Raw genomic sequence first — 26,297 nt, forward strand, 5'->3', positions numbered from 1 at the left:
CTTGGCAAATTTCACTAATAGGTTTGCCGTGCACTGTTCTCAGTGGGAAGGATCCTAGAATCCACTTGAAAATAATATTCCGATTTGATCACGTGACACAACCATTCCATATAATTGGCAGAACGGCGTGTAAAACGGTAGTTAAGTGCTTTTTCCATCTTTGTAAAAATTAAAAGCACAAGCAGTTGTGTCCTAAGTAAAGCGTAAGGGGTATGAATAAATGTAGGATAAAATTTACAATTACAATTTAAAATTGTAATCTTTTTCTTACTTATTCGATAAAAGGGGCGTTACTTAGATGTACTACCTACCTCTGGTCTTTCTTTTAATACCATCGTTTTTTATTCTTTTTGGAAGCAGCAGATTTACGACCCTTTTTGTGTTTGCTACCCTTTTTCTTATGGACGGGTGGTTTTGCTTTCGGATCAAGCGGGTACGGATGATCCTCCACCACCTGAAGCGCCCCCTGAATGATCTTCTGGATCTCTTTTACATAGGCTTTCTCATCGGCTGCGCAAAAGGAATACGCCATCCCTTTGAGACCTGCCCTACCTGTTCTACCTATTCGGTGAATATATGTTTCCGGGATGTTAGGTAGATCGAAATTGATCACAGCATCCAGTCCGTCGATATCGATTCCGCGTGAGGCGACATCGGTAGCTATAAGAATGGACGCTTCTCCGGCTTTAAAATCGTTAAGTGCTAACTGACGTGCGCTTTGGGTCTTATCACCATGTAAGCTAATTGCGTTGTAATTATTCTTCAGTAGCGTTTGTTCAAGTTTATCGACTCCATTTTTTGTTCTTCGGAAGATCAAGATATTACCTTTGATCTCGTTCCGAAGCAAATGCAAGCATAATTCAATTTTATTGCGTTTAGGCACATAGTATAACAGTTGTTCCACTTGTTTTCCCAAAGTACCCAAAGGTGTCACTTCCACTCGCTCCGGTTCTTTTAAGATCGTTTTGGCAAGTTGCACCACTTTTACGGGAAGTGTTGCAGAGAACAATAAAATCTGCTTGGATTCAGGACATAAGCGTTCGATCTTTTGCACATCATCGATAAAACCCATATCCAGCATGAGATCGGCTTCATCGATAACAAGGATCTCCACCTCGCTAAGATCCACAATTTCCCGTTTGCGAAGGTCCAGCAAACGTCCCGGGGTGGCGATCAAAATATCGACCCCTTTATTTAAAATATCTTTTTGCGGCTCTAAGGAAGTACCGCCAAAGACCACTGCCGAACGCAGGTTGGTGTATTTACCGTATAATTTAAATTCTTCGGCGATCTGTACCGCCAATTCGCGTGTTGGACTCACGACCACAGCACGCACCTTTCCACTCCCTTTTTTTACATCCTGCCGGTGGAACAAACGTTGCAACATTGGCAACGCAAAAGCTGCCGTTTTTCCGGTTCCTGTTTGGGCAGAAGCGATCACATCCTTACCTTCCAGAACAATGGGAATGGTCATCTCTTGAACGGGTGTTGGGGTTTCATAGCCTTTTTCATATAAGGCTTTTAGTATTGGTTTGTTGAGTGCGAGCTCGGTAAAGTGCATGAATTGAATTTAGGATCGAATGGTAAAGGTAGCAGAAATAGAAGGAACACATCCTATTGCTTGACCGCTTATTTCTCCTTTCGGTAGATCTTCGAATTAGACCGTACTAAAAGATAGGGAACCCCGGTAAGGATTGCCACGAATAATGTAATAGTTTCTATGGAAGGTTCCTTCAGCAAATAAGACAATAACACTCCCAACAGAAGTATAGCCGCCATGGTAAACATCACATTTCGAAAAAGTGTGGCAATACCTTTAATATCGTAGTGAGCTTTTTCCTCTTTGGACATTGTATTATAGCCTGCGATCAAGCCATAGGCTTTTCCGTATTTAATAAGCACTCCCAAGGCGATGAACAAAAGTGCTATAAAGATTTGAGTTATCATGAATGCAATTTAAAAAAAGGTACTGTTTTTAACAAAGAGACGCAAACAAATAGCCGGTTTCGAATCCATAAAATAAAATATCTCTAAAGTGGTATTTCCTTTTATTGATTTTTTTGTTACCGAAAGAATGTGTTGACACTTTACGGCATTTACTGTGATTACTCATCTCTTACCAAGGACAGACTTAGTTTTCCGTAGCGATCCTGCGAATCATTTGCGCGAATTTCGTAGGTGTATTTACCGTTCTTTAAGGGTGTTTCACCCCCATAATCTATAGGCTGAATGGTAAAAATAACACCTCCAATCTCAAGTTCTATGAAGGCATATCGATATGCGAGTTCAAATTCTTTGTATGCACTCTCTTGCATCGCCGAAAGATCGCCAAAAGAGACCGAACCTGTGGAGGTATTTACACGAATTGACTCATATAAATATTGACTTTTATTCGCTAGTCGGATGCGCAACGCTTCTTCTGTGTTTGTTCCCGAATCATTATTGCACCCTGCACACAGTGTAATAAAAATAACAGATAAAATAGATTTTTCATAATGAAAAAATTACCACCTACCCCCTCCAAACATACGAATGAGATAGAATAGTGACACTGCACTTACAATGTTAATAAGGACCACCGACACTATTACGGTGCGGCGGGTTTGTTTATTCTTGGTACGAACTGCAACAATAATACCCGCAAGAGTAAGCGTAACTAGACCTAGGAGTATTAAAAAGATCATGGTGTCCTAAATTGATATAAATATAGAAAAATATTCATCTTGTAACATGCTCATTGTCCCGCAAAATAGGTTCCAAACACGCCAACGGCCAATTCGGCCCAAATTAGAAGAAATACCGCTATGACAGTAACACAGAGGAGGATACGTTGGGGGGTCTTATTCACCTTCCGAAGGATCCATTCGCACAACAAGCCAGTTCCTAACAGAAGGACTCCCATGATCACAAAATCGAACAATGTCCAGCGTACCTGTGTAGTAAACTGCATGGCGACAAAGGGCAAAAACAATAGGAACACAACTGTTGCTATAATTATGATAAATCGTTTGTTTTTCATTTTAGATCAATTTGATTTGGCTATTTCAATCGTTCCGGTTGTCCCTTTCATTTTACAATATTCTTACAGTCTAATTGAATCTCCTTCGCCTTCTAAGGTTATGGTCCAAATTCACTTTGTCACTTCATCTCAACAAGTATGTGTATCTACCATAATCCACTGCAGGGAAATGCCAATGGAGTTCTATAAGGATATGGTATACGTTATTCCATTACAATACCCAACACCGCACCGCTGCTGCAGTCCAGTCGCAGCAACTCTCCATCTTTAAGTCCGTACGCCAGCGGAGGAACCCGATAATCCCCTACACCTTGTCCGGAAGATACCAATACGATCCTTGTTCCGTTTCTGGTGTCGACCATGAGGCTTTTACAAGATGTCTCATCCAAAGACACGCCTTCGGCGGGTTCAAAAACAGCAGGTACATCCAGTGCATCACGAAGTATTTGATTTGAATTTCCGGTAGTACGTGTTGACCCGCAAGACAAAAAAAGTACGATGCATGCAGCACCTATGATACCGTGTTGAATAGTTTTCATCGCTTAACATATTAGCACCCATAAAAATAGCAAAAAAACGATTTCATGATTAACTGTATAAAAAATTTAAGGCGTGCTTCATCACACCTCCAAAACAGCCGTTTAATCCTTATCTTTACCTTTCACAAATGTATATATGAAACCACTCATTTTCCTTCTTATCGCCTTTTTATGTATAGCGTGTAACAATTCAAAAAAAGAGAACAATCCCGTCTCTGCTCCAAAAGAAGCAATGATCTCCGGCCCCTCCTACGAAGCTATATCACTGTTGGGGGACACATTGTATGCTCCTTCTCCTTCCAAAGAACTGATCGACCAAGCCAACGAGAAAAAAGAAACGTATCTGCAAAACCCGGATGCCCTCGAGAATATCATTTGGCACGGTAGGTTTACGGCTTATTCAGGAAATTATAATGAGGCTATTGCAGTCTATAGCAAAGGTTTAGAGAAATACCCAAACGAAGCCCGATTGCTTAGACACAGGGGTCATCGTTACATTACGTTACGTAAATTCGAAAAGGCCATAACCGATCTCAAAAAAGCAGCACAACTTATTGAGGGAACAAAAGATACGGTTGAACCCGACGGTATGCCAAACGAAAAGAACATTCCCGTAAGTACCTTGCACGGGAATATCTATTATCATTTGGGATTGGCATATTATTTAAAGCACGATATGGAAAATGCGCTGTCAGCATTCAATAAAGCATTACACACTTCCACCAATCCGGACAATATTGTCGCTACGTCACATTGGCTCTATATGATACACCGCCGGATGGGAAATGAGACCGCTGCCGAAGCCGTGGTGAAACCCATTACCGAAGATATGGACGTGATCGAGAACCAAGCCTATCACCGAGCCTGTCTATTTTACAAAGGAGCTATCGAGCTCAACGCCCTAAACAATAATCCGCAGGCTCCCGAAGCGTCCAAATCTGCATTGTCCTATGCTGTGGGGAACTGGCTTTATTACACAGGCAATGCTGCCCAAGCCGAAAAGGTCTTCGAGATCATGATGGAACAGGACGACTGGACTTCCTTTGGATATATTGCGGCAGAGAGCGACTTGGCAAAACTCTACTAATTGTCGTTTTTACTGAAAAGAGGGATCTCCTGTAAGGGTTTCGGGCAATTCCAAACGGTGAGTCTGTTACCATAGGTAATAAGGATTTTCTTACTGTCGGGAGAGAAGCAGATGATAGGGTCATCACTACTAAACATGGCGAAAATGGAAGGGAAATCACTCATACGTTCTCCGGCGACCAGATCCCAAAGCTCGTAGGTGAGCTCCATCTCATCATAATCAATAAAGCTTATTAGCATTTTGGTTTCATCAGGAGAAAACGTGACCTTTCTAAAATCGTCCTTTGGATCCTCCTTGACTAGTTTTCGAAGGGGTGCTAAGAAACGTTTTCGCTTAAGATCATAAGAAGGATCTTTATAGAGTCGTAACGTATCATTAGAAATGGTTAAAATCCGTTCCGTTTTCGGGAGACGAACATAGGCTTCAATAGGCTCATTCGACTTTACCACCCACTGGGGTTCTACGGAAGCTGTTTCCAAAAAAAGTCGTTCTTTCCACTTTCCTCCAATCTTATATGGTTGTGCATCTGTATCCTCATCACTCGAGTTACACGGAGATTGGGTCTTTGTCATTCGACTAGCGGTCTCCTCATTTATATTCCACGTGTAACTACTATCCGTTGTAGTGTTGAAATGAATAAAAGACGACGTCTCATCAAAACCTGCACAGTTCACAAATTCGTTGTCCTTGAGCAAGTAAGAATTGATTAATGCTTTGTTTTGTAAGTCCCAATACTGAAGTTCTGAATCTGTCGCTACCACCATGTGTTTTCCATCTGTTGACAACGAAATCAAGGAGCTGTAATCTAAAAAAGCTGCCTCTCCCATTGACATACCAAATTCAATGGTTGGCAAGCTGCCGGTTTTGTATACCGAAAGAAATTCGGTCTCTATATCCCACATTCGGATGGCCCCATCGTTCCAAACAGATACAATCTTTTTATTATCCGGTGAAATAAAGCTCGCTTTTTCTTTCGCTCCGTCCTGATAGAATACGAGCGTCTTGAGAAGGCTGTTGTTTTGCTTATTCCGAAGATAAAATCGGTCGTCCGAATAGTTTACTGTAAAGCGAATTCCTTCTAGTAATTGCTGTTTTTTTTCCTGAAAGACATTTTTATATGCCGGAGCATACTGCGCAACTTCCGCACCTGTGAGATCACGAAGGACAAATCGTTCTTGCTTTTTTCCCTCTTCTGAAACATTTCCCCTAACCCTGTTATCTCCGCTCACATTCAAAAGCTCGTTCTTAGCGCTGTGGTGGATTATAAAATAACTGCTGTCGCTTATAAAAGATACGGTCATGGGAAAACCAAGAGTGTCCGAAACCTGTAACGGGGTGTAAATATTATTATTCTGATAGATACGATACGCTCTACTTAAAATAACGGAGTCTTTACGTTTATGATAGGCTCGTGACGCAATACGCAGTGCTTTGGTAGGGTTACTTTCCAGTTGAGCTTCGGCAATAAGAAAATTGGCCTGTGCCCTGTCCCTTTCTTCTTGAGCCACTCGAGAACTGTCCCGTGTGAGTTTAATTTGAACACTGAGGTCTCGGGCATTCCTGTTTGCAATTATGGCAGCGGAGACCGCAGCAATGAATAATACAGATAACAATAAAATAGCGGCGTTACGGGTACGTATCATTCGTTTGTGTTCCCTGATCTCTACTCCGGCCATGTCGTTGGGAGCCTTCCCATGTAACTGGGCCGCGAGCAACAAAACCTTCTCTCTGAATTTCAGATTGGCCAGTGAAACATCCTCTTGTTCATTAAAACTTCGCAGATCCACATATAAGGGTTCCGACTTAAAGTATTTCTGTAATACTTCTGGCAACGCGTTGTTCGACGAATAGAAGGAGCCTGCGCTGTCACTCCAAGAAATGTCCCCTTCTGTAAGGACGATAAGGAGGGTTTCCAATGATTTATGTTCCAGCCAATATTCTATTTCACGGCAAACCCACTTACTGGCAGCCGATCGCGGAGATGCCAGGTAAATCAGGTATTCTGATTCGCTCAATGCATTTTTAATATTCTGCCATAATTGTGGCGTAACGGCCAGACTGGATTCGTCACGAAAAATGTGCAGGTTCCTAAGCTTGAACCAAGGTTTTGCAAATTTTTCCAGCGCTAGCTGTAAAGCAGGTGCTAACTTGCCATCGGCAGCATGCGAATAGGATATAAAAGCATTGTACATTTAAACGGGAGGATCGTATGCAAAAAGATCCCTTATTTGGTTAATGCAAGTGGTTTAAAGATACGATTTTAATTGAAAGAGGTGGTGCATTGAATTATGGGAACAAGGAGTTGAAGCTAGACATTCGATGTAGCCATGAACTCAGCACAGAGGTCGTTAAGTGCAAAAAAGTTGCTTACTAAAAGTTGGCGTTTCCCCGCCCGGCCGTGAAACTTGAGCCTGATCCTATAAACCTGTTAGGTTATTCTTCACCTCGATCCATTTGCTTAGGTATTTTGTGCTTTGAAGACTGTGATGCTGAAGAATCTGGCCAATAAAGTGTTTATTTCTGTGTTCCTTGAGTTGCTGTAAAAGAAGACGGAGCCGCTTTGTGAATTTTTCTGAATGGTCCTCTTTCCGAAACCGTGTCGCTATTGTATGGAAACCGTTTTGTTGCAATTCAAGCCATTTATTCTCTTGTGTGTAGAGTTCGACCGAAGCTGCCACAAAATCGTCAACACTGTCCTGTACATTGGTTGGGGACCTGTCTTCATTATAGATTCCTTCGGCACCAATGGCAGTAGTTACTACAGGCAGGCCGTACTGCATAGCATCTACTATCTTTCCCTTGAGTCCTGCGCCAAAATAGAGTGGTGCCAAACAAATCCTCGCCTTATGCATCACCTCTTCAACAGAAGGTGCCCAGCCATGTATGATAAACCCTTCTCTTTCATTGTGAAATGTCTGTAATTCCGGATTTGCATAAGCACCATACACATGTATTTGTGTTTGTGGCAAACGTTGCCTGATCTTAGGCCAGATTGTATGTTTAAGTTCCTTTACCGCCTCTTTGTTAGGCGCGTGCAATAAATTGCCTATCGTCATGAAATCTTTACGGTCTGCAAATCGCGGTAAGCTCTTGATACGTGTTTCAGACGGAGGGTCAATCAAGAAAGGAAGATAGTACAGCAAGGTCTTCGGAATTGAAAAAACACTTTGTAATAACGATATTTCCACTTCAGAAATGATCAAAGAAAGGTCACAACGAAGAATACTCGCCAATTCGCGTTTAGCGGTTTCGGTGAAGAGATAAGCTTGTTGTACAGCTATCTTCTCTTCATAGGCTGTCTGACGTGCCTTGCGCAGGAAGTGTAAATCTTCGGTATCCAAAATGCGCAGTGCAAGGGGACATGCTTCAGCTACCCGCCAACCAAACTGCTCTTCAGTAATGTAACGGTCAAATACGACAACGGTGGGGCTCAATGGGGTTATAAAACGATCGAACGAAGGATCATTGAGCTGAATTCCTACAGATTTAATTCCGAAGAGATCCAAATCGGCAGCACGCTCAGAACGAAGCGCCGTACTGGCAAAAGTAATGGTATAATCGGCCTTTAGAAAGAGATCGACGAGTTGCATCATTCGGGTTCCTGCTGCCGTGGTGGAAGGTTCGGGGAAGGTGTGCCCAATAATGAGTAGTGTTTTCAATTTTTTTCCTAAAGATCACTTATAGCTACTGAAGCCGTTTTAATGCTTTTACTGTTTTCTTCTACCTCCGTCCAGGCCAGATAAAGCGTATCGCCTACCAATTCCATTTGCGGAAATCCGCTGGTACGTTCAACACTGGTTATTGCAATAGTGACAGGCGGTTCGGTATAACCATGGATATTCACTTTTATAAGTTGAAGGACTGTTTCTTCACCTCGAGGTTCCATCCACAATACGGCAGCTGCTTCTTGATTGAGCATAACGACATCCACTCTGCCGTTGGCATTCTCTCCATCAATTCGAAACGAACGTCCAAAGCTAACGCCTCCATTGCTGGAGAAGGCTACCTTAATATCTCCTTCTCCTTGCGGCGCAGTAAACCAGGCCACTGCCAATGCATCTCCTTTTGCGTCCACAGCGGGTCCGTTCACGGGGCATCCTGCTATCTTCCAATCGTCTGCCGCCACTGTTTTTGGAGCGGTCCAGGCTCCTGCCTCCCAACGTACAATGGATACATCCCGAATCTCGTCCCCGGATCGGTCCCGATACACCACTACGGGACCTTTGGAGGTCATCGCAGCCGAAGTTCCACAGCAGTCACACACGCGCGAATCCAGTTCAAATTCCTGAGTGATCTCTCCTTCGGCAGTCACCACGGCTCCCCGCAATGTCATCGCCCCCCCTTCACTATGTCCGTCATGGGTGTCGTGTCCGCCACTCGTGTGACGTCCGTCCAACCAACTCACAAAAAAGCCATCGGGACCACTGGGAATCATGGATACGAAACCGTGTTCACTTTTTGTACCATCGTCATGAAGGATAAAATTCTTTTTCCATTTTTCTTTAGATGTGTCCGAACGACCTGAAGTGAAGAGATTCAGCTTTACATCGTATGTGTAGGTTCCTTCTGCCGATTTCTGAAGGAAGCTCGTGAGAATATTTCCGTTGTTCTCTGCGATCGCAGGGAAATCGGCCCAATTCACGAACCAGTCTGCTCCAGAAGTTACCATAACCGGTTTTTGCCAAGCTCCCCGAGCCATGACCGAGTATTTTAATAAAGAGACTGAATCCTTTTGCTCCACCCAGGAGAGGAATAATTGTGATCCGTTACTAAATAGGCGTGGTAAAGTGCTATTGCCGGTGGCAGGATTTTGGAGAGTTTCTATTACCGTTTGTTTCGCTTCGGAAGTGTTCTCCACTTCTTTTTTAATCTCGTTTTTACACGAAACAGATAGAATTATACATGTTGCAAGGAGTAGGGATCGAAGAATCATATAAAATGGTTATTGACCCTTAAAAGTACTAAAATAATCCGGGCAATTATAACGCATCAACGCTTTCCACGAAGCTTAAAACAAGCTATGTCAATTCTCCATAGAGATCGAAATCTTCGGCAGCGGTGATCTTCACATTGAAGAATTCTCCGGTACGCAGATAGCCGTCTTTGGCATTGATAAGGACTTCGTTGTCTACATCCGGACTATCGAATTCGGTACGCCCCACAAAATAACCACCTTCTTTGCGGTCGATCACGACTTTAAATAACTTCCCAATCTTTTGCTGATTCAATTCCCATGATATTTGCGATTGGATCTCCATGATCTCATTGGCCCTTTGCATCTTGATCTCTTCGGGCACATCATCTTCCAGGTTATAAGCATGCGTGTTCTCTTCATGCGAATAGGTGAAGCAGCCAAGACGTTCAAATCGCATTTCCTGCACCCATTGTTTCAACGTTTGGAAATCTTCTTCGGTCTCTCCGGGATATCCTACAATAAGCGTTGTACGTATCGCCATTTCGGGAACAGCCGCTCTGAACTCTTCCAACAACCGCGTGGTCTTTTCTTTGGTGGTTCCCCGGCGCATCGACTTTAAGATTGGGTCTGCTATGTGCTGCAACGGAATATCGATATAATTACATACTTTAGGTTCGTTGCGCATCACTTCCAATACGTCCATAGGAAATCCGGTAGGAAAGGCATAGTGCAAACGTATCCATTCGATCCCCTCGACTTTCACTAACTTCTGAAGCAATTCGGCCAAGTTTCTTTTTTTATAGAGATCGAGTCCGTAATACGTAAGGTCCTGTGCAATGAGAATAAGCTCCTTTACGCCCGCCGCAGCCAGCTTTTCGGCTTCGGTGACCAGATCTTCCATTGGAGTACTCTTGTGTTTCCCACGCATAATGGGAATGGCACAAAAGGAACAAGGTCGGTCACAACCTTCAGCAATTTTGAGGTATGCATAATTCTTGGGAGTAGTCGTGAGGCGTTCCCCTATTAGTTCATGCTTGTAATCGGCACCCAATGCTTTTAACAGCCCGGGCAATTCGGTCGTTCCAAAATACTGATCTACTAAAGGAATTTCTTTTTGAAGATCGGGTTTGTAACGTTCGGACAAGCATCCTGTGACAAAAACCTTATCCACCAAACCGTCTTCCTTCTTTTGAACATATTCCAAAATGGTGTTCACACTTTCCTCCTTGGCATTCGCAATAAAACCACAGGTATTGATCACCACGATATTTCCTTCCTCTTCATGTACCACCTCTTTGTTGTTGGCGCGCAACTGTCCCATCAACACTTCGCTGTCGTATACATTCTTGGAACACCCTAAAGTGACCACGTTGATTTTATTCTTTTTAAGTGATTTGGTTCTCATCTTTGTTTCTTTCTGAAAAATACCGGTACTATGCTATTCCCGTAAAAAAGTGTGCAAAGATACCCCTTAAAAACGGGAAAACAATAGAAAACGAAACACAGATGTGTTACTGAGGGAAATAGATCTCTAAAATAGAAGCAAGTTCCTTTTCCCCTGCGATAACAGCATCGATCTCTTTTTGGGTGGCAGGTTGCAGTAGATGCCCGAGGGGTTGTTCCAGTTTGTTGATCTTGGGGAAGACCGATGCAATCTTCTTATCCCAAACTTTGTGATAGTTCTTAAGATCGTCCGGGTAGACCGTTTTACGCTTCGTACCTTCTTCTGCTGCGCGAAAGGGTGTCTCTACGTTCAAATAACCGTAATCATCTGTCAACTGTTCTCCCGGATGAATATCGCGTATGGCGATCTCGAAATCGTAAGCGGTAGACAAACAATTGGATTTAAAACTATGATTCACGAATCGGCCGTGATCCCAACAAAGTACATACTGCCCTTTACTGTTTCGGTAGGTGTAATACTCCAGGATGTTCTGGTACAGCTTGTCTAATTTCTGAAAGTCCTGTATGCTGAAGGTTCGGTCGAGTTTATCAAGAACCCAGGTAATGGTTCCTGCAGGAATGAATTTTGTGGCGACAACGCCATGTCCTATTTCTTCACTGATAAATCGTAACTCCGTATGCGGATGGATCATAAAAAATTCAAGTTCTATTTAGTTATACCCAAATGTACATAAATATTTATACGATAACCGAATTACGAATTGGGATTTATGATTTACGAATTAGGATTTACGAATTGGGAGTTACGATATACGAATTTAGAATTACGAATTAGAAGTGGTGGCTCAAAGTGGGTAAGGGCGCTTATGCAGATTGATCCTGACAGTTGTAAGAACTAAGAAAACAGCGGACAGATTACCTGACAAATCCCTTCACCACTAAAAATAACCTTCCGGTTCTGAGCAAATTATTTAAAGAAGGAATCCACAAATTCGAATTTATTGAACACCTGAAGGTCTTCCATCCCTTCTCCAACGCCAATGTATTTCACCGGAATCTGAAACTGATCGCTAATTCCTATTACAACTCCACCCTTGGCGGTTCCATCCAACTTGGTGACAGCCAGTGAGGTTACTTCTGTGGCAGCGGTAAATTGTTTGGCTTGTTCGAAGGCATTCTGTCCGGTAGAACCATCGAGGACTAATAGCACCTCATGCGGTGCATCGGGCACTACTTTTTGCATGACCCGTTTCACTTTGGTAAGCTCGTTCATTAAATTCACCTTATTGTGAAGCCGTCCTGCCGTGTCGATAATAACAATATCTGCATTTTGATTTACGGCACTTTGCAATGTGTCGAAAGCGACACTGGCCGGATCGCTCCCCATTTGCTGTCGTACAATGGGGACTTGGGTTCGATCTGCCCAGATCTGTAATTGATCGATGGCAGCTGCGCGAAAGGTATCTGCCGCGCCCAGAATAACACTCTTCCCTGCTTTTTTGAATTGATAGGCCAGTTTCCCTATGGTGGTGGTTTTCCCCACCCCGTTCACTCCTACCACCATGATCACGTATGGCGTGTTCTTTTCCGGTATGGCAAATTCGGTTTCGTTGCCTGTATTGGTTTCGCTTAAAAGAGAAGCGATCTCTTCACGTAATATAGCGTTGAGCTCCTCTGTGCCTAAGTATTTATCCCGCGACACCCGTGCTTCAATACGCTCGATGATCTTTAGCGTGGTATTTACACCTACATCACTGGAAACGAGCACCTCTTCAAGGTTGTCCAACACATCGTCGTCGACCTTACTTTTTCCGGCAACAGCCTTGCTTAGTTTATCGAAGAAAGAATTCTTGGACTTTTCAAGTCCCTTGTCCAGGGTTTCTTTTTTATCTTTTGTAAATATTTTCTTGAAGAAGCTCATCTTTTGTGAATTAGTTGCGTTAGGGATAGGAGCGGCATCCCCCAACCGACTTTGGGGATACAGCGGATAGCCCGGCCCCGCAAAAGGCGGGGAAACGCCCGTAAAGATACAAAATAGAAAAAGCCACTCTTTAAAAAAGTGGCTTTAAAAATATAGTGTCTAGTGGTTATTTTTTATTTAACCAGTCGTTTACTGCTTCCGGAGTCATGATAGATTCCACGAACGTATACGCTCCTGTTTCTGGCGATTTTACCATTTTAATGGCTTTTGTTAATCGCTTGGATCCTGTTTGTAACGATGCTACTGATTTCTTTGCCATGACTTACTTATTTTATTTCTTTATGAACGGTCATACGCTTTAAGATAGGGTTGAATTTTTTCAATTCCATTCTATCCGGCGTGTTCTTTTTATTCTTCGTTGTGATGTAACGTGAAGTTCCCGGTTTTCCCGACTCTTTATGCTCTGTGCACTCTAAGATCACTTGTACTCTATTTCCTCTTTTAGCCATTGTAATCGACTTTTATGGTCCAACTGTTATTTGTTCAAGAAGCCTTTTTCGCGCGCTTCCTTGATAACAGCAGAAATTCCTTTTTTATTAATATTTTTTATCGCTGAAGTTGATACACGAAGGGTGATCCACTTGTCTTCTTCAGGAATGTAAAAACGCTTTTTCATCAAGTTTACATCAAACTTGCGCTTCGTTTTGTTCATCGCGTGCGAAACGTTGTTTCCAACCATCGCTTTCTTTCCGGTAAGCTCACAAACTCTAGACATTGCTTGTACTTTAATTAGTTATTTTAAAACAGGCTGCAAATTTAAAAAAATTAATCGGACTGGGCAACAAAAGAAAATCAGTTTTTTAAAATTTCTTTGAGAAGCAATTCCATTGCTTTGTTGGTGGCTTTTGTGATGACACGTTCCCGTGCCGTACCAAAACTGAATTTTTCTGAGATCACTCCATGCGGCCCTGCTATGGCAATAAAAACCGTACCTATATCGTCCTCACCATCGCCTTTGGTGGGGCCGGCAATACCTGTAGTGGCAATAGCGTAATCGCTTTTAAACAAACGGTTAGAGTGTACGGCCATTGCTTCGGCCACGGGACCACTTACAACGGTATGTTCTTCAATAAGCCCGGCATCGATACCCAGTACTGAAACTTTCTTTTGTGTATCGTAGGGGATCACCCCTCCAATAAAGTATGTGGAAGCGCCTGCATTGGTTGTGATGCTTTCGGCAATGGCGCCTCCGGTACAGCTTTCGGCAACACTTAAGGTTTGTCCTTTTTGTTTTAAAAGCGCCCCGATACGCTGATCAATACTGGTTTCTTCTTCATAGCCCACGGCAATATCGTCCAGTAAGGCGTGCAGTTGTTTCATTTTGGCCTCAACGGCTTCTTTTAAGACGCGCTCGTTGGTTCCTCTGGAAGACAAACGCAGGCGTACCCTTCCCAAAGAAGGCAGATACGCCAATCGTATTTCCCTTGGCAGCTGGTCCTCCCACTGTGCAATACGATGTGCGATGGCACTTTCTCCCAGTCCGTAGGTAAGTAAGGTCTTATGATAGATAAATGGTGTGTGAAACCGTTTTATTACACGCGGGAATACCTCTTTCTGAAGTAAATGTTTCATTTCGTAAGGAACGCCCGGCATTGACACAAATACCACCTCGTCCTTTTCGAACCACATCCCCGGAGCCGTGCCGTGTTCGTTCTTTAAAACCGTTGCTGTTGAAGGCACCATAGCCTGATGTAAATTGGAAGGTAAGGGCTCCTTGTCGAAATACTTGGAGAACAGGAAATAGATGTGGTCCAATACTTCTTTGTCCTCTACCAATACATCGTTAAAAAAGTCGCAAAAGGTCTGTTTGGTGATATCATCTTTCGTGGGACCAAGACCTCCGGTCACCAGGACCAGATCTACGCGTTCTTGAGCGTCCCGTAAGGCTTGAAGTATGTGTGTGCGATCGTCTTGTATGGAGGTAATTTGATAAACCTGGATCCCGAGTTTATTCAATTCCTTACTAATATAGGCCGAATTGGTATCAACAATCTGACCTATTAGAATTTCGTCACCAATGGTGATGATCTCTGCAAGCATTATAAGTTGAAATCTTCTTTAAGCTCTTTGAGCACTGTTTTCACGGTACTTACTACCTTGTCAAGATTTGAAGTGATGGCTGCTTTATTCTTTGAAGTTCGGGTCCAGGCCTCGATAGCAGTGATATCCTTTAAAACGTCGATCCCAAACATTTCCAGATTGGGTTTCATTTTATGTGCAAATTGATATGCCAATTCCTTATTGTCATTCTCAACTGCTTCTTCCATGGCCAACAGGTCCGGAGGAATCTCTTCTAAAAAAGTCTGTGCGACCACTCCCATAAAATCTTGATCTCCACCGGCGATCTCATTTAAACTCTCTTTTGAATAATGTCTGCTCATTTATTTCACTTTTATAGAAAACACTTCCTTTTCTTCAATATATCCGGTTAATGTATCGTTCGGGTTCACCTTTGCAACTCCGGCAGGAGTGCCCGTAAATATAATATCTCCAATCTTTAAAGTAAAATATTTTGAAACATATTCTATCAATTCATCAATTTTCCACAACAATAAGGCGGTATTGCCTTCTTGAACCACTGTTCCGTTTTTCTTTAGATGAAATTGGATATTGTCCACATCTTTAAACTCGCTCTTCGGAAGAAAATTACCAATCACAGCAGCTCCGTCAAAAGCCTTGGCCTTTTCCCATGGCAATCCTTTTTCTTTGAGCTGTGTTTGAAGGTCCCTTGCGGTAAAGTCGATCCCTAACCCTATCTCATCGTAATATTTATGAGCGAACTTCTTTTCTATATGCTTCCCTATCTTTTTTATTTTGACCAAGATTTCGACCTCATGATGTACGTCGTTTGAAAATTCGGGAATAAAAAAGGGTTGTTTCTTTAAAAGGATCGCAGTATCGGGTTTTAAGAATACTACGGGATGCTCCGGTCTCTCGTTATTTAATTCTTCAATATGAGCCGCATAGTTGCGTCCTATACAAATGATCTTCATTATTGCAATTTGTTGTTTAATTTCTGAAGCTTGATCCGGGTAAGCACCTTCTTCGTATATAAAGGGAAATCGGCATTGAGCAACCAACCAAAGTAACCCGGTTCCTTCTCGAGCACATCGGCAACTTTGGCACCGCGGTGCTTTCCGAAGCTAAAGATCTCTTCCCCATGTTTGTCGTACCCAATGTATCCTGCAAAATCTGCAAAGCTCTTATGTGCGCTAAATTCGGCCAAAGATGCAATGTTGTTCTCTAGATCTTCATACCGTTCCAGTTGTGCTTTCAATACCTCGAAGGTAGCAAGTGTATCTGCTTCGGCACTGTGCGCATCGGTTAAGGTCTTATCGCAATAGAACTTATAAGCCGCTTCCAGTGTGCGTTTTTCCTTTTTATGAAAAATGGTCTGCACATCCACACACAGCGCTTTTTTCAAGTCGAAATCGATCTCTGCACGAAGCAGTTCTTCGGCTAAAAGCGGAATATCGAAACGATTGGAATTAAAACCTCCCAGATCGCTATCCTTGATAAGCGCATAGACCCTTGGAGCCAGTTCTTTAAACGTAGGCTCGTTCGCCACCATTTCGTCTGTTATACCGTGAATTGCCGAAACGACCGGAGGAATCGACATTTCAGGGTTGACACGCCATGTATGACTTTCTTTATTGCCATTAGGAAATACTTTCAGTATGGAGATTTCAACAATTCGATCGGTTGCGACGTTCACACCGGTAGTTTCCAGATCAAAAAAACAAATGGGTTTGGTAAGTTGTAATTGCATGTAGCTTGTTTGTGTTACAAAGGTAGTAATTCATCTTTGTTTTGACTGTGTTTTTAACGCCCTGTACCTTTTATGTACTGTATTTTTTGGTTTGATTCTTGAGCCTAGAAAATAAATCTCAATACCTTTGTGCCTTCTACATGATACGAACACTATTCTTATTATTTTTCCTCACGAGCGGTCTAATCGCTCAAGCACACGGATTAAAGGTGCTCATTACCGAAAAGAAATCGGGAAAGAGAGTGGTCTTAATGGCTCAAAATCGAACCGCTGATACACTGAATGTGTTTTTAATGGTAAATGCTGAAGGCTACCGCCGAAGTGCCTCCAAACCTGTGATCAAGAACATCCCGCCTAACAGCAGTGTACCAATGATCACCTTGATTGAACTTAAAGCTGAACCTCGCCATTACACCTACGATCTTATCGTGAACAGCTTGGAAGACGCCAAAGATCTTGTATTCGAGCGACAGGAGAATGATATCGAGCGTATCGTTTCAGGAAAACTGGTCATTTTCACGGCGGAAGCGTGTGAAGCCTGCGAAACGTTAATTGACCGTCTTACCGAAAACCGCATTACACATCGCGCGTTCGACATCCATGAAGAGGAGGTAATTTACAGGCAATTCCTTTCCTACATCGAGCGACAACTCACCGAAGAGACAAAAATTCGATTGCCCGTGATATGGAACAAGGATGAGGTGATCTTTGGGTATGATAACTTAAAAAGTATTGTCACAATACTTTCTGACTAAGAAAATCATTGGAATTCAATTACTGCGCTTGTTGTATTTTTGTTTCCTTAAGCTATCTCGTTTTTCTGATAATTTTAATGGAGGTAAGCCTATAGCGATTCTGTTTTTATCCACTTGCTGCAGATCGTTTATCATAGTATGGTAACGTGAATTTTTTCCACGTATAGTTCCGTAGATTTGAGGTTGGTCATTATACATATAAAATTGATCAACGATCAGAGCTAAGGTATTGGGGGAGCATGTTCCTTGTTTTATAAACTCGGTAAGTTTTGGGACAAAATAGTTTATTCTAATAGAGTCAGCGGTATGTAGAAGTATGATATCAACGGTAGTAGATTTCATGTCAATTGAGTTATGACCAATAACGGATTCATTAGGATAACCGTATTGTTCAAAAATCTCAATAAGTCGGCTTGCATTGATTGTATCGATGCTATCTTGTTTTTTCCAATCGTGTTTATTCGAGCGATATCTTTGATCCAGCTGTATCATTTTCTGGATTTCAGAACGAAGTTGCAGGTTTATACTTGCCATGTATTCCCTTCTAATGTTATTGTAGTTTTCAAGTAGCTTCTCACCTTCTTTCGAATTTAAGAGATCTGTGAAGGCATCGTTCTCCTCTATAGTAATAATTGGCAAGCCATTTCTAATAGCTAACTCTAAGTGTGTTAAAGCTAATTTTCTTTTTCCAAGTATTTCGGATACTTCTGCAAACGTATAGATTTCATTATAACCAAGTGTATTTATCGGCCTGCAAGAATTAAACGCATGTTGGTACAGATCAAAAGCCTTTTGATAATTTTTGGCTATGAATTCAATATCAGCCCTATAAATAGTCTGATAATAATCGGTAATATAATTACATTCAGATTTTTGATGTGTGGCACATCCCACTAGTATCCATGCAATTGGAAGGAATACAAAATATCTCATTGAGCAGCGAGTAACACCTGCTTAAAGATAGTAAATTAAAAAGTTGATAGTGATGGTAGATACCTATATCTCCCGCTTGAGGTCCCAACCTTCCAGATAATCGGCCACACGCTTAACGAATTGTCCACCCAGCGCCCCGTTCACCACACGGTGATCGTAGCTATGTGACAAGAACATTTTGTAACGGATGCCAATGAAGTCGCCTTCGGGTGTTTCGATCACAGCCGGGACTTTTCGAATGGCGCCTAAAGCAAGTATACCTACTTGCGGCTGATTGATAATTGGGGTTCCCATAATGCTGCCAAATGTTCCCACATTAGTAACTGTGTAAGTTCCACCCTGGATCTCATCTGGCTTCAACTGATTTAATCGTGCGCGGTTTGCCAGGTCATTGACAGCTTTGCTCATTCCTACCAAATTCAGCTGATCGGCATTCTTGATTACAGGAACTATCAAGTTTCCATCACCCAAAGCTGCTGCCATTCCCAGATTGATGTTCTTGCGTTTTATGATCCTGTCTCCATCTACCGAAATGTTCATCATAGGAAAATCCTTCAACGCTTTTGCCACGGCCTCCATAAAGATAGGTGTGAAGGTGAGATTCTCTCCTTCTCGCTGCTGGAATGCATCTTTTTTCTTATTCCGCCAGTTCCAGATATTGGTTACATCGGCTTCGATAAAAGACTGTACATGTGCAGAGGTTTGCACACTTTCGACCATGTGGTGCGCAATGAGTTTCCCCATACGTGTCATTTCTATGATCTCATCTCCACTGTTAACAGACAGAGGTGTTTTTTGTTTCGCCGGTGCCGTACTTGCCGAAGCTTGAGCCGTAGCAGGATTCTTAGCTTCCACCACAGTTTGAGGCTGCGAAGATTTGGAAGTGCGATTCTCGATATAACTTAACATATCGTTCTTTGTCACTCTGCCGTCTTTTCCTGTTCCTTTAATACCATCAAGTTCGGTTTGTGAAATATTTTCGGCCGCGGCCATATTCTTCACTAAAGGAGAATAAAAACGATCTCCTGTACTCTCGATAGTGGGTTGTGTGGTTTCCTTGGCATTTTCCACCTGTTTTTCGACGGCGGCAACTACTTCGGGGGCGGGTTTTTCTTCTTTCACGGTCTCATTTCCGTTACTCGTAGTAATTTCTCCGTTTGCTTCGGTCTCGATAATAGCAATGGTTTGTCCCACTTGCACAACATCATCAACATTAAACAACTTTTCTACCAAAACTCCATGTACCTCGCTGGGAACTTCGCTATCCACCTTATCGGTAGCGATCTCAAGAACAGCTTCATCTGCTTCAATGGTGTCTCCCACTTCTTTAAGCCAATTGGTCACTGTAGCTTCAGCGACACTTTCGCCCATTTTTGGTAGTTTCAATTCAAATTTTGCCATGGTAAAGAGTCTTGCAAATAGTTTTAAATGTTAATCTCGCATATTGCGTTATGAAGGTGCAAAATTAGTTAAAATTCAATGATATCTCGTTTCAATTTTCTTAAAAAACGATGACACTTCCTTTTTCATCGCTTTGATCGCTTCCAATGATAAAGTGACTTTTAGGGGGGTGAATTCGAAATTGATTGTTGTTATCCTTGAAACGCTTCATTATGCCGAAGATCTGTGAGTACTGCATATATTCTGCATCGAAAATGAGCATGGAATTACTAAAATTCTCTTCCTGAAAGATGGCCTTTGAGGCCGATTTCAATGGCAGGTCCAATTTTTCTGAAAGTCCTTTAAGCAGGTACAAATTCTCGGTAAACACATACGCCCGATCCGGTTGCACTCTCTTTCTGCGCTCTCCCGATGAGCGACGGGTTTTCTTAAAAACCGCAACTCCTAGATTCATCAAGGACCTGAACAACGGATTGGGTTTAAAGTGTTTTTTATAAAAAATATGCATGGCACCGTAGAACCTGTCGTAATAGACCTCATCCCGTTGCGTGCTCTCTCCCTTATAATGCAGGACCTCTGTGCTGCCTAGATAGTGGTTTTGGTACCCTGCTTTTTCAATCTTAAAGGATAGATCGATGTCTTCACCGTACATAAAATAATCCTCGTCAAAACCGCCTACCTCATTATAGATACTTCGCTTCATAAACATATAAGCACCTACCAAAATAGCTGCTTTTCCGTTCTCTTCTTCGGAAAGATGCTTCGCATAATACCTTCCTCCTATTCCGAAGAGTTTTAACAGGGAAGCTGCAGGGGTTGGCACGTTTCGTTTGCTTTCCGGCAAGAAGTGACCTGTGCCGTCCATCAAATAAACTCCCAACGCACCAATATTCTCTGTGTTTTCTGAATACTGTAACGAATTGATAAATGTATCTTCTGCCACCGCCGTATCCGGGTTCAAGATACACACATACTCTCCCTGTGCTACAGCTACTGCTTGATTGTTCGCTTTGCTGAAGCCTACATTCTCTGTGTTCTCTATAAGCGTTACGCGAGGGAAGCGTTGTTTTACCATGGCACAACTGTCATCGGTCGAATTATTATCGATAACTATGATCTCTCCTTCAATACTACCCAGCGCACGTTCTACACTGCGTATGCATTGTTCCAGAAAATACCGCACATTGTAATTGAGAATAATGACAGATACCTTCAAATTCTAAGAGCTTTTAAGTGACGATTCAAACGGAATTCGGTTTACGATGCTGCGTCCCAAGGTGACCTCATCTGCATATTCCAGTTCATCCCCTACTGCAATACCTCGGGCAATCGTGGTCGTAGTGATGTTGTATGGCTCCACTTGTTTGAAAATGAAAAAATTAGTTGTATCGCCCTCCATGGTAGAACTCAAGGCGAAGATAAGTTCATCGATGACACCAGTCTTTACTTTTTCGACCAAGCTGTTGATAGTAAGTTCCCCGGGACCAACACCATCCATGGGAGAGATCTTTCCTCCTAATACATGGTAGTGGCCCCGGTATTGACTAGTATTTTCAATTGCCATTACATCCCGAATATCCTCCACTACACATACAAGCCGTTCATTTCTATTGGGATTGGAACAGATTTCACAGAGTGTCACATCACTTATGTTGTGGCAGTTTTTACAAAAATTAATGGATTCGCGCATTTGCAGAAGGCTTCCTGAAAGTCGCCGAGTTTGGTCTTGCGGTTGTTTTAATAGGTGCAACACCAACCGAAGCGCCGTTCGCTTTCCGATACCGGGAAGTTGAGACATTTCATAGACTGCATTTTCCAATAATTTCGAAGAAAACTCCATAGCTTATAATTGAGGGCAAGATAAAAAAAATGCTTCAGAAAAAGGATGTTTCTGAAGCATTCTACACGTCAAGAACGTGTGTTATACTTTTATAAATTTCTTAGTTACCGTACCCTTTTCAGAATTAATACGAATAAAGTAAAGTCCGCTTTGCAATGTCGAAACATTCAAGGTATAATTGCGGTCCACCCACACGTTCGACAGGAACAGGACTAACTTCCCGCTAGTATCGAATACCCGCAGGTCTGTCTCAAGTGCTTCGGTGATAGAAAGTGTGATCTCCTGGTTTGCAGGGTTAGGATAAAGCTTACTGCCTTCAAGGAAAGAAGCCGTTTCTATCCCTAGTACATTATCTGCCACCGGCGACACCCACAGTCCTCTTCCGTAGGAAGCCGCATAGATCTCATTGGTAACCGTATTGATCTCCAACTCATTAATGATCACATTTGGTAGGTTATTAAAGAATGGTTGCCAGTCATTAAAAGTATCATCGATATAATAAATTCCATAATCCATTCCCACGTAAAGACCATCGGTACCGTTGTCATGCCACACCATAGCCAGTGCACTAAAATTGGGTAAATTCTTCTTGTAATCTTGCCATGTGTCTCCTCCGTCTGCAGACACATAAACTTTATTAGCGCTTGTAGTGGCTACGGCAATCTTCATTGGGTCGGTTGGATGAATGGCTATACTGTTGATTGCTCCACCGGGGGCGGTGGTCGTAATCCAATTGGAAGCACCGCCATCTTCGGTGCGGTACAAGGTGCCATTATCGGCAGCATACATTACTTGATTATTTGAAGGTGCGATCTTTAAATGCTCCAGATTACTTCCAAAATTCTGAGAAATGGAAGACCAGCTCAAGCCCTTGTTCAATGATTTATAGACACGATCGTAGCCTAGATAAATTGTATTTGTGACGCTAGGATCCTGCTCAAAGGGTGTGACCCAGTTTCCTGAACCTGAGCCCGGTTCCGGGAGGTCGGAGATAGAATTTGCTCCATCATCGGTACGATACATTCTACCCCCTTGAATCATGCCATACATCACGTTGGTATTATTTTTATCCACAAAGCCTTCCATTCCATCGGCACCCAGCCAATCGATCCACCCGTTGGCTTCGGTGAAAAAAGAAGTTCCGTTATCCTGTGAACCACCGGTTACGACAACATCCTGTGTTTGTGAAATTCCAATTTTATAAAATTGTCGGATTCCTATACCTTCGGTTAGATCTTCGTAATAATTGGCGTTCAGATTTCCAGTGTCGGTTGCTTTAAAGATCCCGCCATCTGTACCCACGTAGAGGGTGGTGCCAATAAACTCCATAATATCCACGTCGGCATGACAGTATCCAATTCCGGCACCTGCCGCTGCGTTGGGGATCCAATCGGCTGTACAGGTAAATGTAGTTCCTGCATTGAGCGAGCGCCAAGTGAGTACCCCTGCAATATGTACCTCATCGGCATTGTTAGGGTTCACCGTTACATCCATGTCTCTGGGAGCTTGACCGCTGTTATCGTTAGCAGTAGTACTGTACCCAAAATAATTCTTTCCTGTGTGGTTCAGTTCTGTAAAAGAGTTTCCACCATCGTTGGAACTGTAAAAGGCGCCAAAACGTCCCGAACTTTCTTCCAGCACATACACCCGGTCTACGTTGGCTGCTGAAACACCAATCATTTTATAACCGTTGGTGAATCCACCAACCGTAGTAAATGTTTGTCCGCCATCGGTTGATTTATGAAAGCCTCTTCCTGAAGCATATACGGTGTTTGGATCGCCTGGTTTAAACTCCACATCGAAGCCATTGGAGTCTGAAACAGCTTGAGACCAAGTGAGCCCTCCGTCCACAGATTTTCGGATACCGAAATAGGAGGCTGTGGCGTACATTATGTTTGTATTTGTGGGGTGGATCAAGATCTTATTTACTTCAGAACTTCCTATATCACCTAATAAATTCCATGTGCCGCCCGCATCTGTAGACTTAAAAATAAGTCCGTTCACTGAACCAAAGAAATAGGTGTTCGAATCGGTTGGATCGATTGCCACCGAATAGACCCGAAGGTTCGTAAAGGTATCGCCAAGGGGTGTCCAGTTCTGCCCTCCATCGATCGTTCTCCAAACCCCGCCCGTATTGGCTCCAATAATGATATGATCGTTGTTGGAGACATCTACCGCAATTCCTGTTACACGGCCTACTCCCGGGTTCCAGGAAGTAGAGGCATTCCAGTTTACGGGACCTTTTTCGATCCAATTATCGTTAAGAGGCATTCTAGATTGCGCCGTTTCATTGAGGTATTTGTTATATGCTTTCAATTCCTCTAAGCGCTGCGTGATGGAAGGAAGGTATCCTGCTTCGTTCATTAATCGCAAAGCGTTGTATTCCCAACGTTTAAATTGTTTGTACCCCGAGCCTCGCCCTTTGTCCTTATCGGCGAAATATGCTTCGGCCGCAGCGACAATCTCTTGAACGGTATATGTTTCCGAATCGATCATTTCAAGATAATCTTGAGCGTGAACTTCAGAAAAAGAAAAAATGAATGTAAAGGAAATAAGTAATAATTTAAATTTCATAGCGTAATTTTTTAAGCAGATAAGTGGTTAACGTTCAACGGGATTCAAAAGTATTAAAAAAATAAAATTGTAGGGCACCCAATCTTTGTATTTTTACACACAATACGACTTAAGTCTTAAAAACTATGGAGCCATTACACATCCTTCTTCTTATTCTTGGTTATTTTGGTGTTCTTTTGGGAATTTCCCATCTCACGAATAAAGGGGGTAGCAATGAAGACTTCTTTAAAGCAAGCAAACAATCGCCCTGGTATCTTGTAGCTTTTGGTATGATAGGGGCTTCTTTAAGCGGAGTAACCTTTATTTCGGTTCCCGGTTGGGTAGAAGCTTCAAAATTTAGTTATTTTCAAGTGGTTCTTGGCTATACCGTGGGATATGCCGTGATAGGAACTGTACTCCTGCCCCTCTACTACCGTTTAAACCTAACTTCTATCTATACCTACTTAGAAGGCCGATTTGGGACCGCTTCGTATAAAACCGGAGCCTCCTTTTTCCTTTTGTCGCGTGTGGTGGGTGCGAGTTTTCGATTATATCTAGTTGCGATCGTCCTTCAGGAGTTAGTTTTCAACGCCATGAATGTCCCGTTTTGGGCAACGGTCACCATTACCATCCTCTTGATCTGGCTCTACACTTTTAAAAGCGGTATCAAAACCATTGTTTGGACAGATACTTTACAAACCCTGTTCATGCTTATTGCAGTGGGGGTGGCCATCTATTTTGTTTCAGAAAATTTAGGTCTTTCAGCAGGAAATATCTTTGGGTTTATTGCAGACAGTGATTTATCACAGATCTTTTTCTTTGATGATTGGAAAAGCGGGGATCACTTTGTAAAGCAGTTTATAAGCGGTGCGTTCATTGCCATTGTGATGACCGGCTTAGACCAAGATATGATGCAGAAAAACTTGACCTGCAGGAACCTTAAGGATGCCCAAAAGAATATGTTCTGGTTTACCATAGTGCTCACTATTGTAAACTTTGTTTTTCTTGCACTAGGGCTGCTATTAACTGTATATGCACAACAAAATGGTATACATGCGCAACGGGATACCCTATTCCCAACCATTGCAACGCAAAGCGGATTAGGTATTGGCATCGCAATCTTTTTTATCCTGGGTCTTATTGCAGCTGCCTATTCCAGTGCCGACAGCGCATTGACTGCCTTAACCACATCTTTTAGTATTGACATTCTCGAGATTGAAAAACGATACGAAAAAGCGAAGCAAGTGATGATTCGCAAAAGAATACACATTCTTATATCCTTAGTGCTGATCGCTGTGATCATCATTTTTAAATATGTGATCGCAGATGCTTCGGTAATTGCAAAGCTATTTGTTTTTGCAGGCTACACCTATGGCCCCCTACTTGGCCTGTATGCTTTTGGGTTATTTACAAGGTGGAATGTAAAAGACAAATGGGTTCCTTGGGTTGCAATTGCGGCACCTATCCTGGGATATGGTATTGATCATTATAGCAATGTGTGGTTCGGATTTGAATTTTTATTCTTTATCCTTATCCTGAACGGAGCCCTTACCTTTTTAGGATTAATATTGATTCGTACCCAGAAGCACTAAGGTACAAGCAACTTCAACTTCTATTCCGTTACGCCGAAGCAATGCGTAGAATTCTTGGTTTTCGGTACCGGGATTGAAGATTACCCTCTTGGGAGCTAAGGAAAGAATGTAGTTGTAATATTCTTCCTGGCGTTTGGGGTTAAGGTACAATGTAACCGTGTCGATGTCTTTAAAGTCTTCTTTTTGTGTCGTGATCGACACACCTGCTACCTCACCCTCTTTCAAGCCTACAGCTTCTACGGTATGTCCGCGTGTTACCAATCTATGGATTGCCAAATTGGAATAGCGTGACGGATTAAGACTGGCGCCAAGTACAAGAGTGTGTTTCATAGCTTCTTTTTTTTGAAAAATACAATGTCTCGGGGTTATGAATTCACAAAAGTTCGTTAAAAAAGTAAAGTACTGTAACATTTCGAGAGACGCTTCGTCTATAGAGTAGAAATATTTCTCGCTTTACTGCGAAAATTTTACGTTGATGGTTAGTGTTAATAATAGCAGTAGAGTTACAA

General features: G+C 42.5%; 28 protein-coding genes. 3 read left to right on the forward strand and 25 right to left on the reverse strand.

Translation table 11 applies throughout. The features are described 5' to 3' along the window. Positions 1-14: 14 nt before the first annotated feature. The 6 genes from JS40_RS15450 to JS40_RS05560 all read right to left on the reverse strand — a co-directional run bounded on the left by JS40_RS15450 (position 15) and on the right by JS40_RS05560 (position 3,558). On the reverse strand, positions 15-158 hold the full coding sequence (locus JS40_RS15450; RefSeq protein ID WP_160172954.1) for a hypothetical protein: 144 nt from the start codon (positions 156-158) through the stop codon (positions 15-17). Positions 159-325: 167 nt separating this feature from the next. Continuing rightward, on the reverse strand, positions 326-1,561 hold the full coding sequence (locus JS40_RS05535) for a DEAD/DEAH box helicase (protein WP_034259007.1): 1,236 nt from the start codon (positions 1,559-1,561) through the stop codon (positions 326-328). A gap of 68 nt (positions 1,562-1,629) precedes the next feature. Continuing rightward, entirely contained in the window at positions 1,630-1,947 is a 318-nt protein-coding gene (locus JS40_RS05540) for a DUF3784 domain-containing protein (RefSeq protein ID WP_034259008.1), read from the reverse strand. Positions 1,948-2,105: 158 nt separating this feature from the next. Next, complete coding sequence (locus JS40_RS05545) at positions 2,106-2,411, reverse strand: hypothetical protein (protein ID WP_152558139.1); 306 nt, start codon at positions 2,409-2,411, stop codon at positions 2,106-2,108. Positions 2,412-2,734: 323 nt separating this feature from the next. Next, positions 2,735-3,019 (reverse strand): hypothetical protein, encoded by a 285-nt coding sequence (locus tag JS40_RS05555; RefSeq protein WP_034259011.1) that lies wholly within the window; start codon positions 3,017-3,019, stop codon positions 2,735-2,737. A gap of 203 nt (positions 3,020-3,222) precedes the next feature. Then, positions 3,223-3,558, reverse strand: a complete 336-nt coding sequence (locus JS40_RS05560; protein ID WP_034259012.1) for a hypothetical protein — start codon at positions 3,556-3,558, stop codon at positions 3,223-3,225. Positions 3,559-3,694: 136 nt separating this feature from the next. Here JS40_RS05560 and JS40_RS05565 point away from each other — a divergent pair, with 136 nt between their 5' ends. Next, positions 3,695-4,645, forward strand: coding sequence for a tetratricopeptide repeat protein (locus tag JS40_RS05565; protein WP_034259013.1), 951 nt, complete (start codon positions 3,695-3,697; stop codon positions 4,643-4,645). On the opposite strand, the gene JS40_RS05570 is transcribed toward JS40_RS05565, so the two are convergent. The 13 genes from JS40_RS05570 to JS40_RS05620 form a co-directional block, all read right to left on the reverse strand. Then, a complete protein-coding gene (locus tag JS40_RS05570) occupies positions 4,642-6,837 on the reverse strand; it encodes a TIR domain-containing protein (protein ID WP_034259014.1) in 2,196 nt (731 codons plus the stop codon). The genes JS40_RS05565 and JS40_RS05570 overlap by 4 nt on opposite strands. 225 nt (positions 6,838-7,062) lie before the next feature. Then, positions 7,063-8,304: a glycosyltransferase gene (locus JS40_RS05575; RefSeq protein ID WP_034259015.1), complete on the reverse strand. Its 1,242-nt coding sequence runs from the start codon at positions 8,302-8,304 to the stop codon at positions 7,063-7,065. 8 nt (positions 8,305-8,312) lie between these two features. Continuing rightward, positions 8,313-9,578: a hypothetical protein gene (locus tag JS40_RS05580; RefSeq protein ID WP_034259016.1), complete on the reverse strand. Its 1,266-nt coding sequence runs from the start codon at positions 9,576-9,578 to the stop codon at positions 8,313-8,315. An 85-nt stretch (positions 9,579-9,663) separates the two neighbouring features. Further along, the gene (gene rimO, locus JS40_RS05585) at positions 9,664-10,965 is read right to left on the reverse strand and encodes a 30S ribosomal protein S12 methylthiotransferase RimO (RefSeq protein WP_034259017.1); all 1,302 of its coding nucleotides are present in this window, start codon (positions 10,963-10,965) and stop codon (positions 9,664-9,666) included. A 106-nt stretch (positions 10,966-11,071) separates the two neighbouring features. Further along, positions 11,072-11,656, reverse strand: a complete 585-nt coding sequence (locus JS40_RS05590; RefSeq protein WP_034259018.1) for an SET domain-containing protein — start codon at positions 11,654-11,656, stop codon at positions 11,072-11,074. Between the two features lie 275 nt (positions 11,657-11,931). Next, on the reverse strand, positions 11,932-12,885 hold the full coding sequence (ftsY, locus tag JS40_RS05595; protein WP_034259019.1) for a signal recognition particle-docking protein FtsY: 954 nt from the start codon (positions 12,883-12,885) through the stop codon (positions 11,932-11,934). 166 nt (positions 12,886-13,051) lie between these two features. After that, positions 13,052-13,204, reverse strand: coding sequence for a DUF4295 domain-containing protein (locus JS40_RS15060; protein ID WP_084677442.1), 153 nt, complete (start codon positions 13,202-13,204; stop codon positions 13,052-13,054). A 7-nt stretch (positions 13,205-13,211) separates the two neighbouring features. Next, the gene (rpmG, locus tag JS40_RS15065; protein WP_084677443.1) at positions 13,212-13,394 is read right to left on the reverse strand and encodes a 50S ribosomal protein L33; all 183 of its coding nucleotides are present in this window, start codon (positions 13,392-13,394) and stop codon (positions 13,212-13,214) included. Positions 13,395-13,420: 26 nt separating this feature from the next. Then, positions 13,421-13,660, reverse strand: coding sequence for a 50S ribosomal protein L28 (rpmB, locus tag JS40_RS05600; RefSeq protein WP_034259020.1), 240 nt, complete (start codon positions 13,658-13,660; stop codon positions 13,421-13,423). Positions 13,661-13,737: 77 nt separating this feature from the next. Further along, a complete protein-coding gene (locus JS40_RS05605; RefSeq protein ID WP_034259021.1) occupies positions 13,738-14,985 on the reverse strand; it encodes a competence/damage-inducible protein A in 1,248 nt (415 codons plus the stop codon). Beyond that, positions 14,985-15,326, reverse strand: coding sequence for an Hpt domain-containing protein (locus JS40_RS05610; RefSeq protein WP_034259022.1), 342 nt, complete (start codon positions 15,324-15,326; stop codon positions 14,985-14,987). The genes JS40_RS05605 and JS40_RS05610 overlap by 1 nt, the downstream gene beginning before the upstream one ends. Further along, positions 15,327-15,938, reverse strand: coding sequence for a fumarylacetoacetate hydrolase family protein (locus JS40_RS05615; RefSeq protein ID WP_034259024.1), 612 nt, complete (start codon positions 15,936-15,938; stop codon positions 15,327-15,329). Beyond that, positions 15,938-16,714: a 3'-5' exonuclease gene (locus tag JS40_RS05620; RefSeq protein WP_034259025.1), complete on the reverse strand. Its 777-nt coding sequence runs from the start codon at positions 16,712-16,714 to the stop codon at positions 15,938-15,940. Before JS40_RS05620 ends, JS40_RS05615 begins: the two co-directional genes overlap by 1 nt. A gap of 140 nt (positions 16,715-16,854) precedes the next feature. Between JS40_RS05620 and JS40_RS05625 the strand changes: the two genes are divergently transcribed. Further along, positions 16,855-17,469 carry a thioredoxin domain-containing protein gene (locus JS40_RS05625; RefSeq protein ID WP_034259027.1) on the forward strand — a complete coding sequence of 205 codons (615 nt, stop codon included), beginning with the start codon at positions 16,855-16,857 and terminating at the stop codon, positions 17,467-17,469. A 15-nt stretch (positions 17,470-17,484) separates the two neighbouring features. Here the strand turns inward: JS40_RS05625 and JS40_RS05630 are convergent, their stop codons facing one another. From JS40_RS05630 to JS40_RS05650, 5 genes are all read right to left on the reverse strand, one after another. Next, positions 17,485-18,402, reverse strand: coding sequence for a DUF6624 domain-containing protein (locus tag JS40_RS05630; protein WP_034259029.1), 918 nt, complete (start codon positions 18,400-18,402; stop codon positions 17,485-17,487). A 63-nt stretch (positions 18,403-18,465) separates the two neighbouring features. Further along, positions 18,466-19,803, reverse strand: coding sequence for a dihydrolipoamide acetyltransferase family protein (locus JS40_RS05635; RefSeq protein ID WP_034259032.1), 1,338 nt, complete (start codon positions 19,801-19,803; stop codon positions 18,466-18,468). A gap of 100 nt (positions 19,804-19,903) precedes the next feature. Beyond that, positions 19,904-21,019 (reverse strand): glycosyltransferase family 2 protein, encoded by a 1,116-nt coding sequence (locus JS40_RS05640; protein ID WP_034259033.1) that lies wholly within the window; start codon positions 21,017-21,019, stop codon positions 19,904-19,906. Positions 21,020-21,022: 3 nt separating this feature from the next. Continuing rightward, positions 21,023-21,643, reverse strand: coding sequence for a recombination mediator RecR (gene recR / locus JS40_RS05645; protein ID WP_034259035.1), 621 nt, complete (start codon positions 21,641-21,643; stop codon positions 21,023-21,025). An 81-nt stretch (positions 21,644-21,724) separates the two neighbouring features. Further along, a complete protein-coding gene (locus JS40_RS05650; protein WP_034259036.1) occupies positions 21,725-24,217 on the reverse strand; it encodes a T9SS type A sorting domain-containing protein in 2,493 nt (830 codons plus the stop codon). A gap of 125 nt (positions 24,218-24,342) precedes the next feature. On the opposite strand from JS40_RS05650, the gene JS40_RS05655 reads away from it, so the two are divergent. Further along, positions 24,343-25,788: a sodium:solute symporter gene (locus JS40_RS05655; protein ID WP_034259038.1), complete on the forward strand. Its 1,446-nt coding sequence runs from the start codon at positions 24,343-24,345 to the stop codon at positions 25,786-25,788. Here JS40_RS05655 and JS40_RS05660 read toward each other — a convergent pair. Next, positions 25,759-26,118 (reverse strand): CoA-binding protein, encoded by a 360-nt coding sequence (locus JS40_RS05660; protein ID WP_034259040.1) that lies wholly within the window; start codon positions 26,116-26,118, stop codon positions 25,759-25,761. The two genes, JS40_RS05655 and JS40_RS05660, sit on opposite strands and share 30 nt — an antisense overlap. Positions 26,119-26,297 lie beyond the last annotated feature (179 nt).

The organism is Altibacter lentus (genome assembly GCF_000746845.1).
Classification (GTDB): Bacteria; Bacteroidota; Bacteroidia; order Flavobacteriales; family Flavobacteriaceae; genus Altibacter; species Altibacter lentus.

What these genes read in the sequence shown, in the direction of transcription:
- JS40_RS15450 (WP_160172954.1), bottom strand. Translation starts at nt 158, where the DNA reads ATGGAAAAAGCACTTAACTACCGTTTTACACGCCGTTCTGCCAATTAT.
- JS40_RS05535 (WP_034259007.1), bottom strand. Translation starts at nt 1,561, where the DNA reads ATGCACTTTACCGAGCTCGCACTCAACAAACCAATACTAAAAGCCTTA.
- JS40_RS05540 (WP_034259008.1), bottom strand. Translation starts at nt 1,947, where the DNA reads ATGATAACTCAAATCTTTATAGCACTTTTGTTCATCGCCTTGGGAGTG.
- JS40_RS05555 (WP_034259011.1), bottom strand. Translation starts at nt 3,019, where the DNA reads ATGAAAAACAAACGATTTATCATAATTATAGCAACAGTTGTGTTCCTA.
- JS40_RS05560 (WP_034259012.1), bottom strand. Translation starts at nt 3,558, where the DNA reads ATGAAAACTATTCAACACGGTATCATAGGTGCTGCATGCATCGTACTT.
- JS40_RS05565 (WP_034259013.1), top strand. Translation starts at nt 3,695, where the DNA reads ATGAAACCACTCATTTTCCTTCTTATCGCCTTTTTATGTATAGCGTGT.
- JS40_RS05570 (WP_034259014.1), bottom strand. Translation starts at nt 6,837, where the DNA reads ATGTACAATGCTTTTATATCCTATTCGCATGCTGCCGATGGCAAGTTA.
- JS40_RS05580 (WP_034259016.1), bottom strand. Translation starts at nt 9,578, where the DNA reads ATGATTCTTCGATCCCTACTCCTTGCAACATGTATAATTCTATCTGTT.
- rimO (WP_034259017.1), bottom strand. Translation starts at nt 10,965, where the DNA reads ATGAGAACCAAATCACTTAAAAAGAATAAAATCAACGTGGTCACTTTA.
- JS40_RS05590 (WP_034259018.1), bottom strand. Translation starts at nt 11,656, where the DNA reads ATGATCCATCCGCATACGGAGTTACGATTTATCAGTGAAGAAATAGGA.
- ftsY (WP_034259019.1), bottom strand. Translation starts at nt 12,885, where the DNA reads ATGAGCTTCTTCAAGAAAATATTTACAAAAGATAAAAAAGAAACCCTG.
- JS40_RS15060 (WP_084677442.1), bottom strand. Translation starts at nt 13,204, where the DNA reads ATGGCAAAGAAATCAGTAGCATCGTTACAAACAGGATCCAAGCGATTA.
- rpmG (WP_084677443.1), bottom strand. Translation starts at nt 13,394, where the DNA reads ATGGCTAAAAGAGGAAATAGAGTACAAGTGATCTTAGAGTGCACAGAG.
- rpmB (WP_034259020.1), bottom strand. Translation starts at nt 13,660, where the DNA reads ATGTCTAGAGTTTGTGAGCTTACCGGAAAGAAAGCGATGGTTGGAAAC.
- JS40_RS05605 (WP_034259021.1), bottom strand. Translation starts at nt 14,985, where the DNA reads ATGCTTGCAGAGATCATCACCATTGGTGACGAAATTCTAATAGGTCAG.
- JS40_RS05610 (WP_034259022.1), bottom strand. Translation starts at nt 15,326, where the DNA reads ATGAGCAGACATTATTCAAAAGAGAGTTTAAATGAGATCGCCGGTGGA.
- JS40_RS05615 (WP_034259024.1), bottom strand. Translation starts at nt 15,938, where the DNA reads ATGAAGATCATTTGTATAGGACGCAACTATGCGGCTCATATTGAAGAA.
- JS40_RS05620 (WP_034259025.1), bottom strand. Translation starts at nt 16,714, where the DNA reads ATGCAATTACAACTTACCAAACCCATTTGTTTTTTTGATCTGGAAACT.
- JS40_RS05625 (WP_034259027.1), top strand. Translation starts at nt 16,855, where the DNA reads ATGATACGAACACTATTCTTATTATTTTTCCTCACGAGCGGTCTAATC.
- JS40_RS05630 (WP_034259029.1), bottom strand. Translation starts at nt 18,402, where the DNA reads ATGAGATATTTTGTATTCCTTCCAATTGCATGGATACTAGTGGGATGT.
- JS40_RS05635 (WP_034259032.1), bottom strand. Translation starts at nt 19,803, where the DNA reads ATGGCAAAATTTGAATTGAAACTACCAAAAATGGGCGAAAGTGTCGCT.
- recR (WP_034259035.1), bottom strand. Translation starts at nt 21,643, where the DNA reads ATGGAGTTTTCTTCGAAATTATTGGAAAATGCAGTCTATGAAATGTCT.
- JS40_RS05650 (WP_034259036.1), bottom strand. Translation starts at nt 24,217, where the DNA reads ATGAAATTTAAATTATTACTTATTTCCTTTACATTCATTTTTTCTTTT.
- JS40_RS05655 (WP_034259038.1), top strand. Translation starts at nt 24,343, where the DNA reads ATGGAGCCATTACACATCCTTCTTCTTATTCTTGGTTATTTTGGTGTT.
- JS40_RS05660 (WP_034259040.1), bottom strand. Translation starts at nt 26,118, where the DNA reads ATGAAACACACTCTTGTACTTGGCGCCAGTCTTAATCCGTCACGCTAT.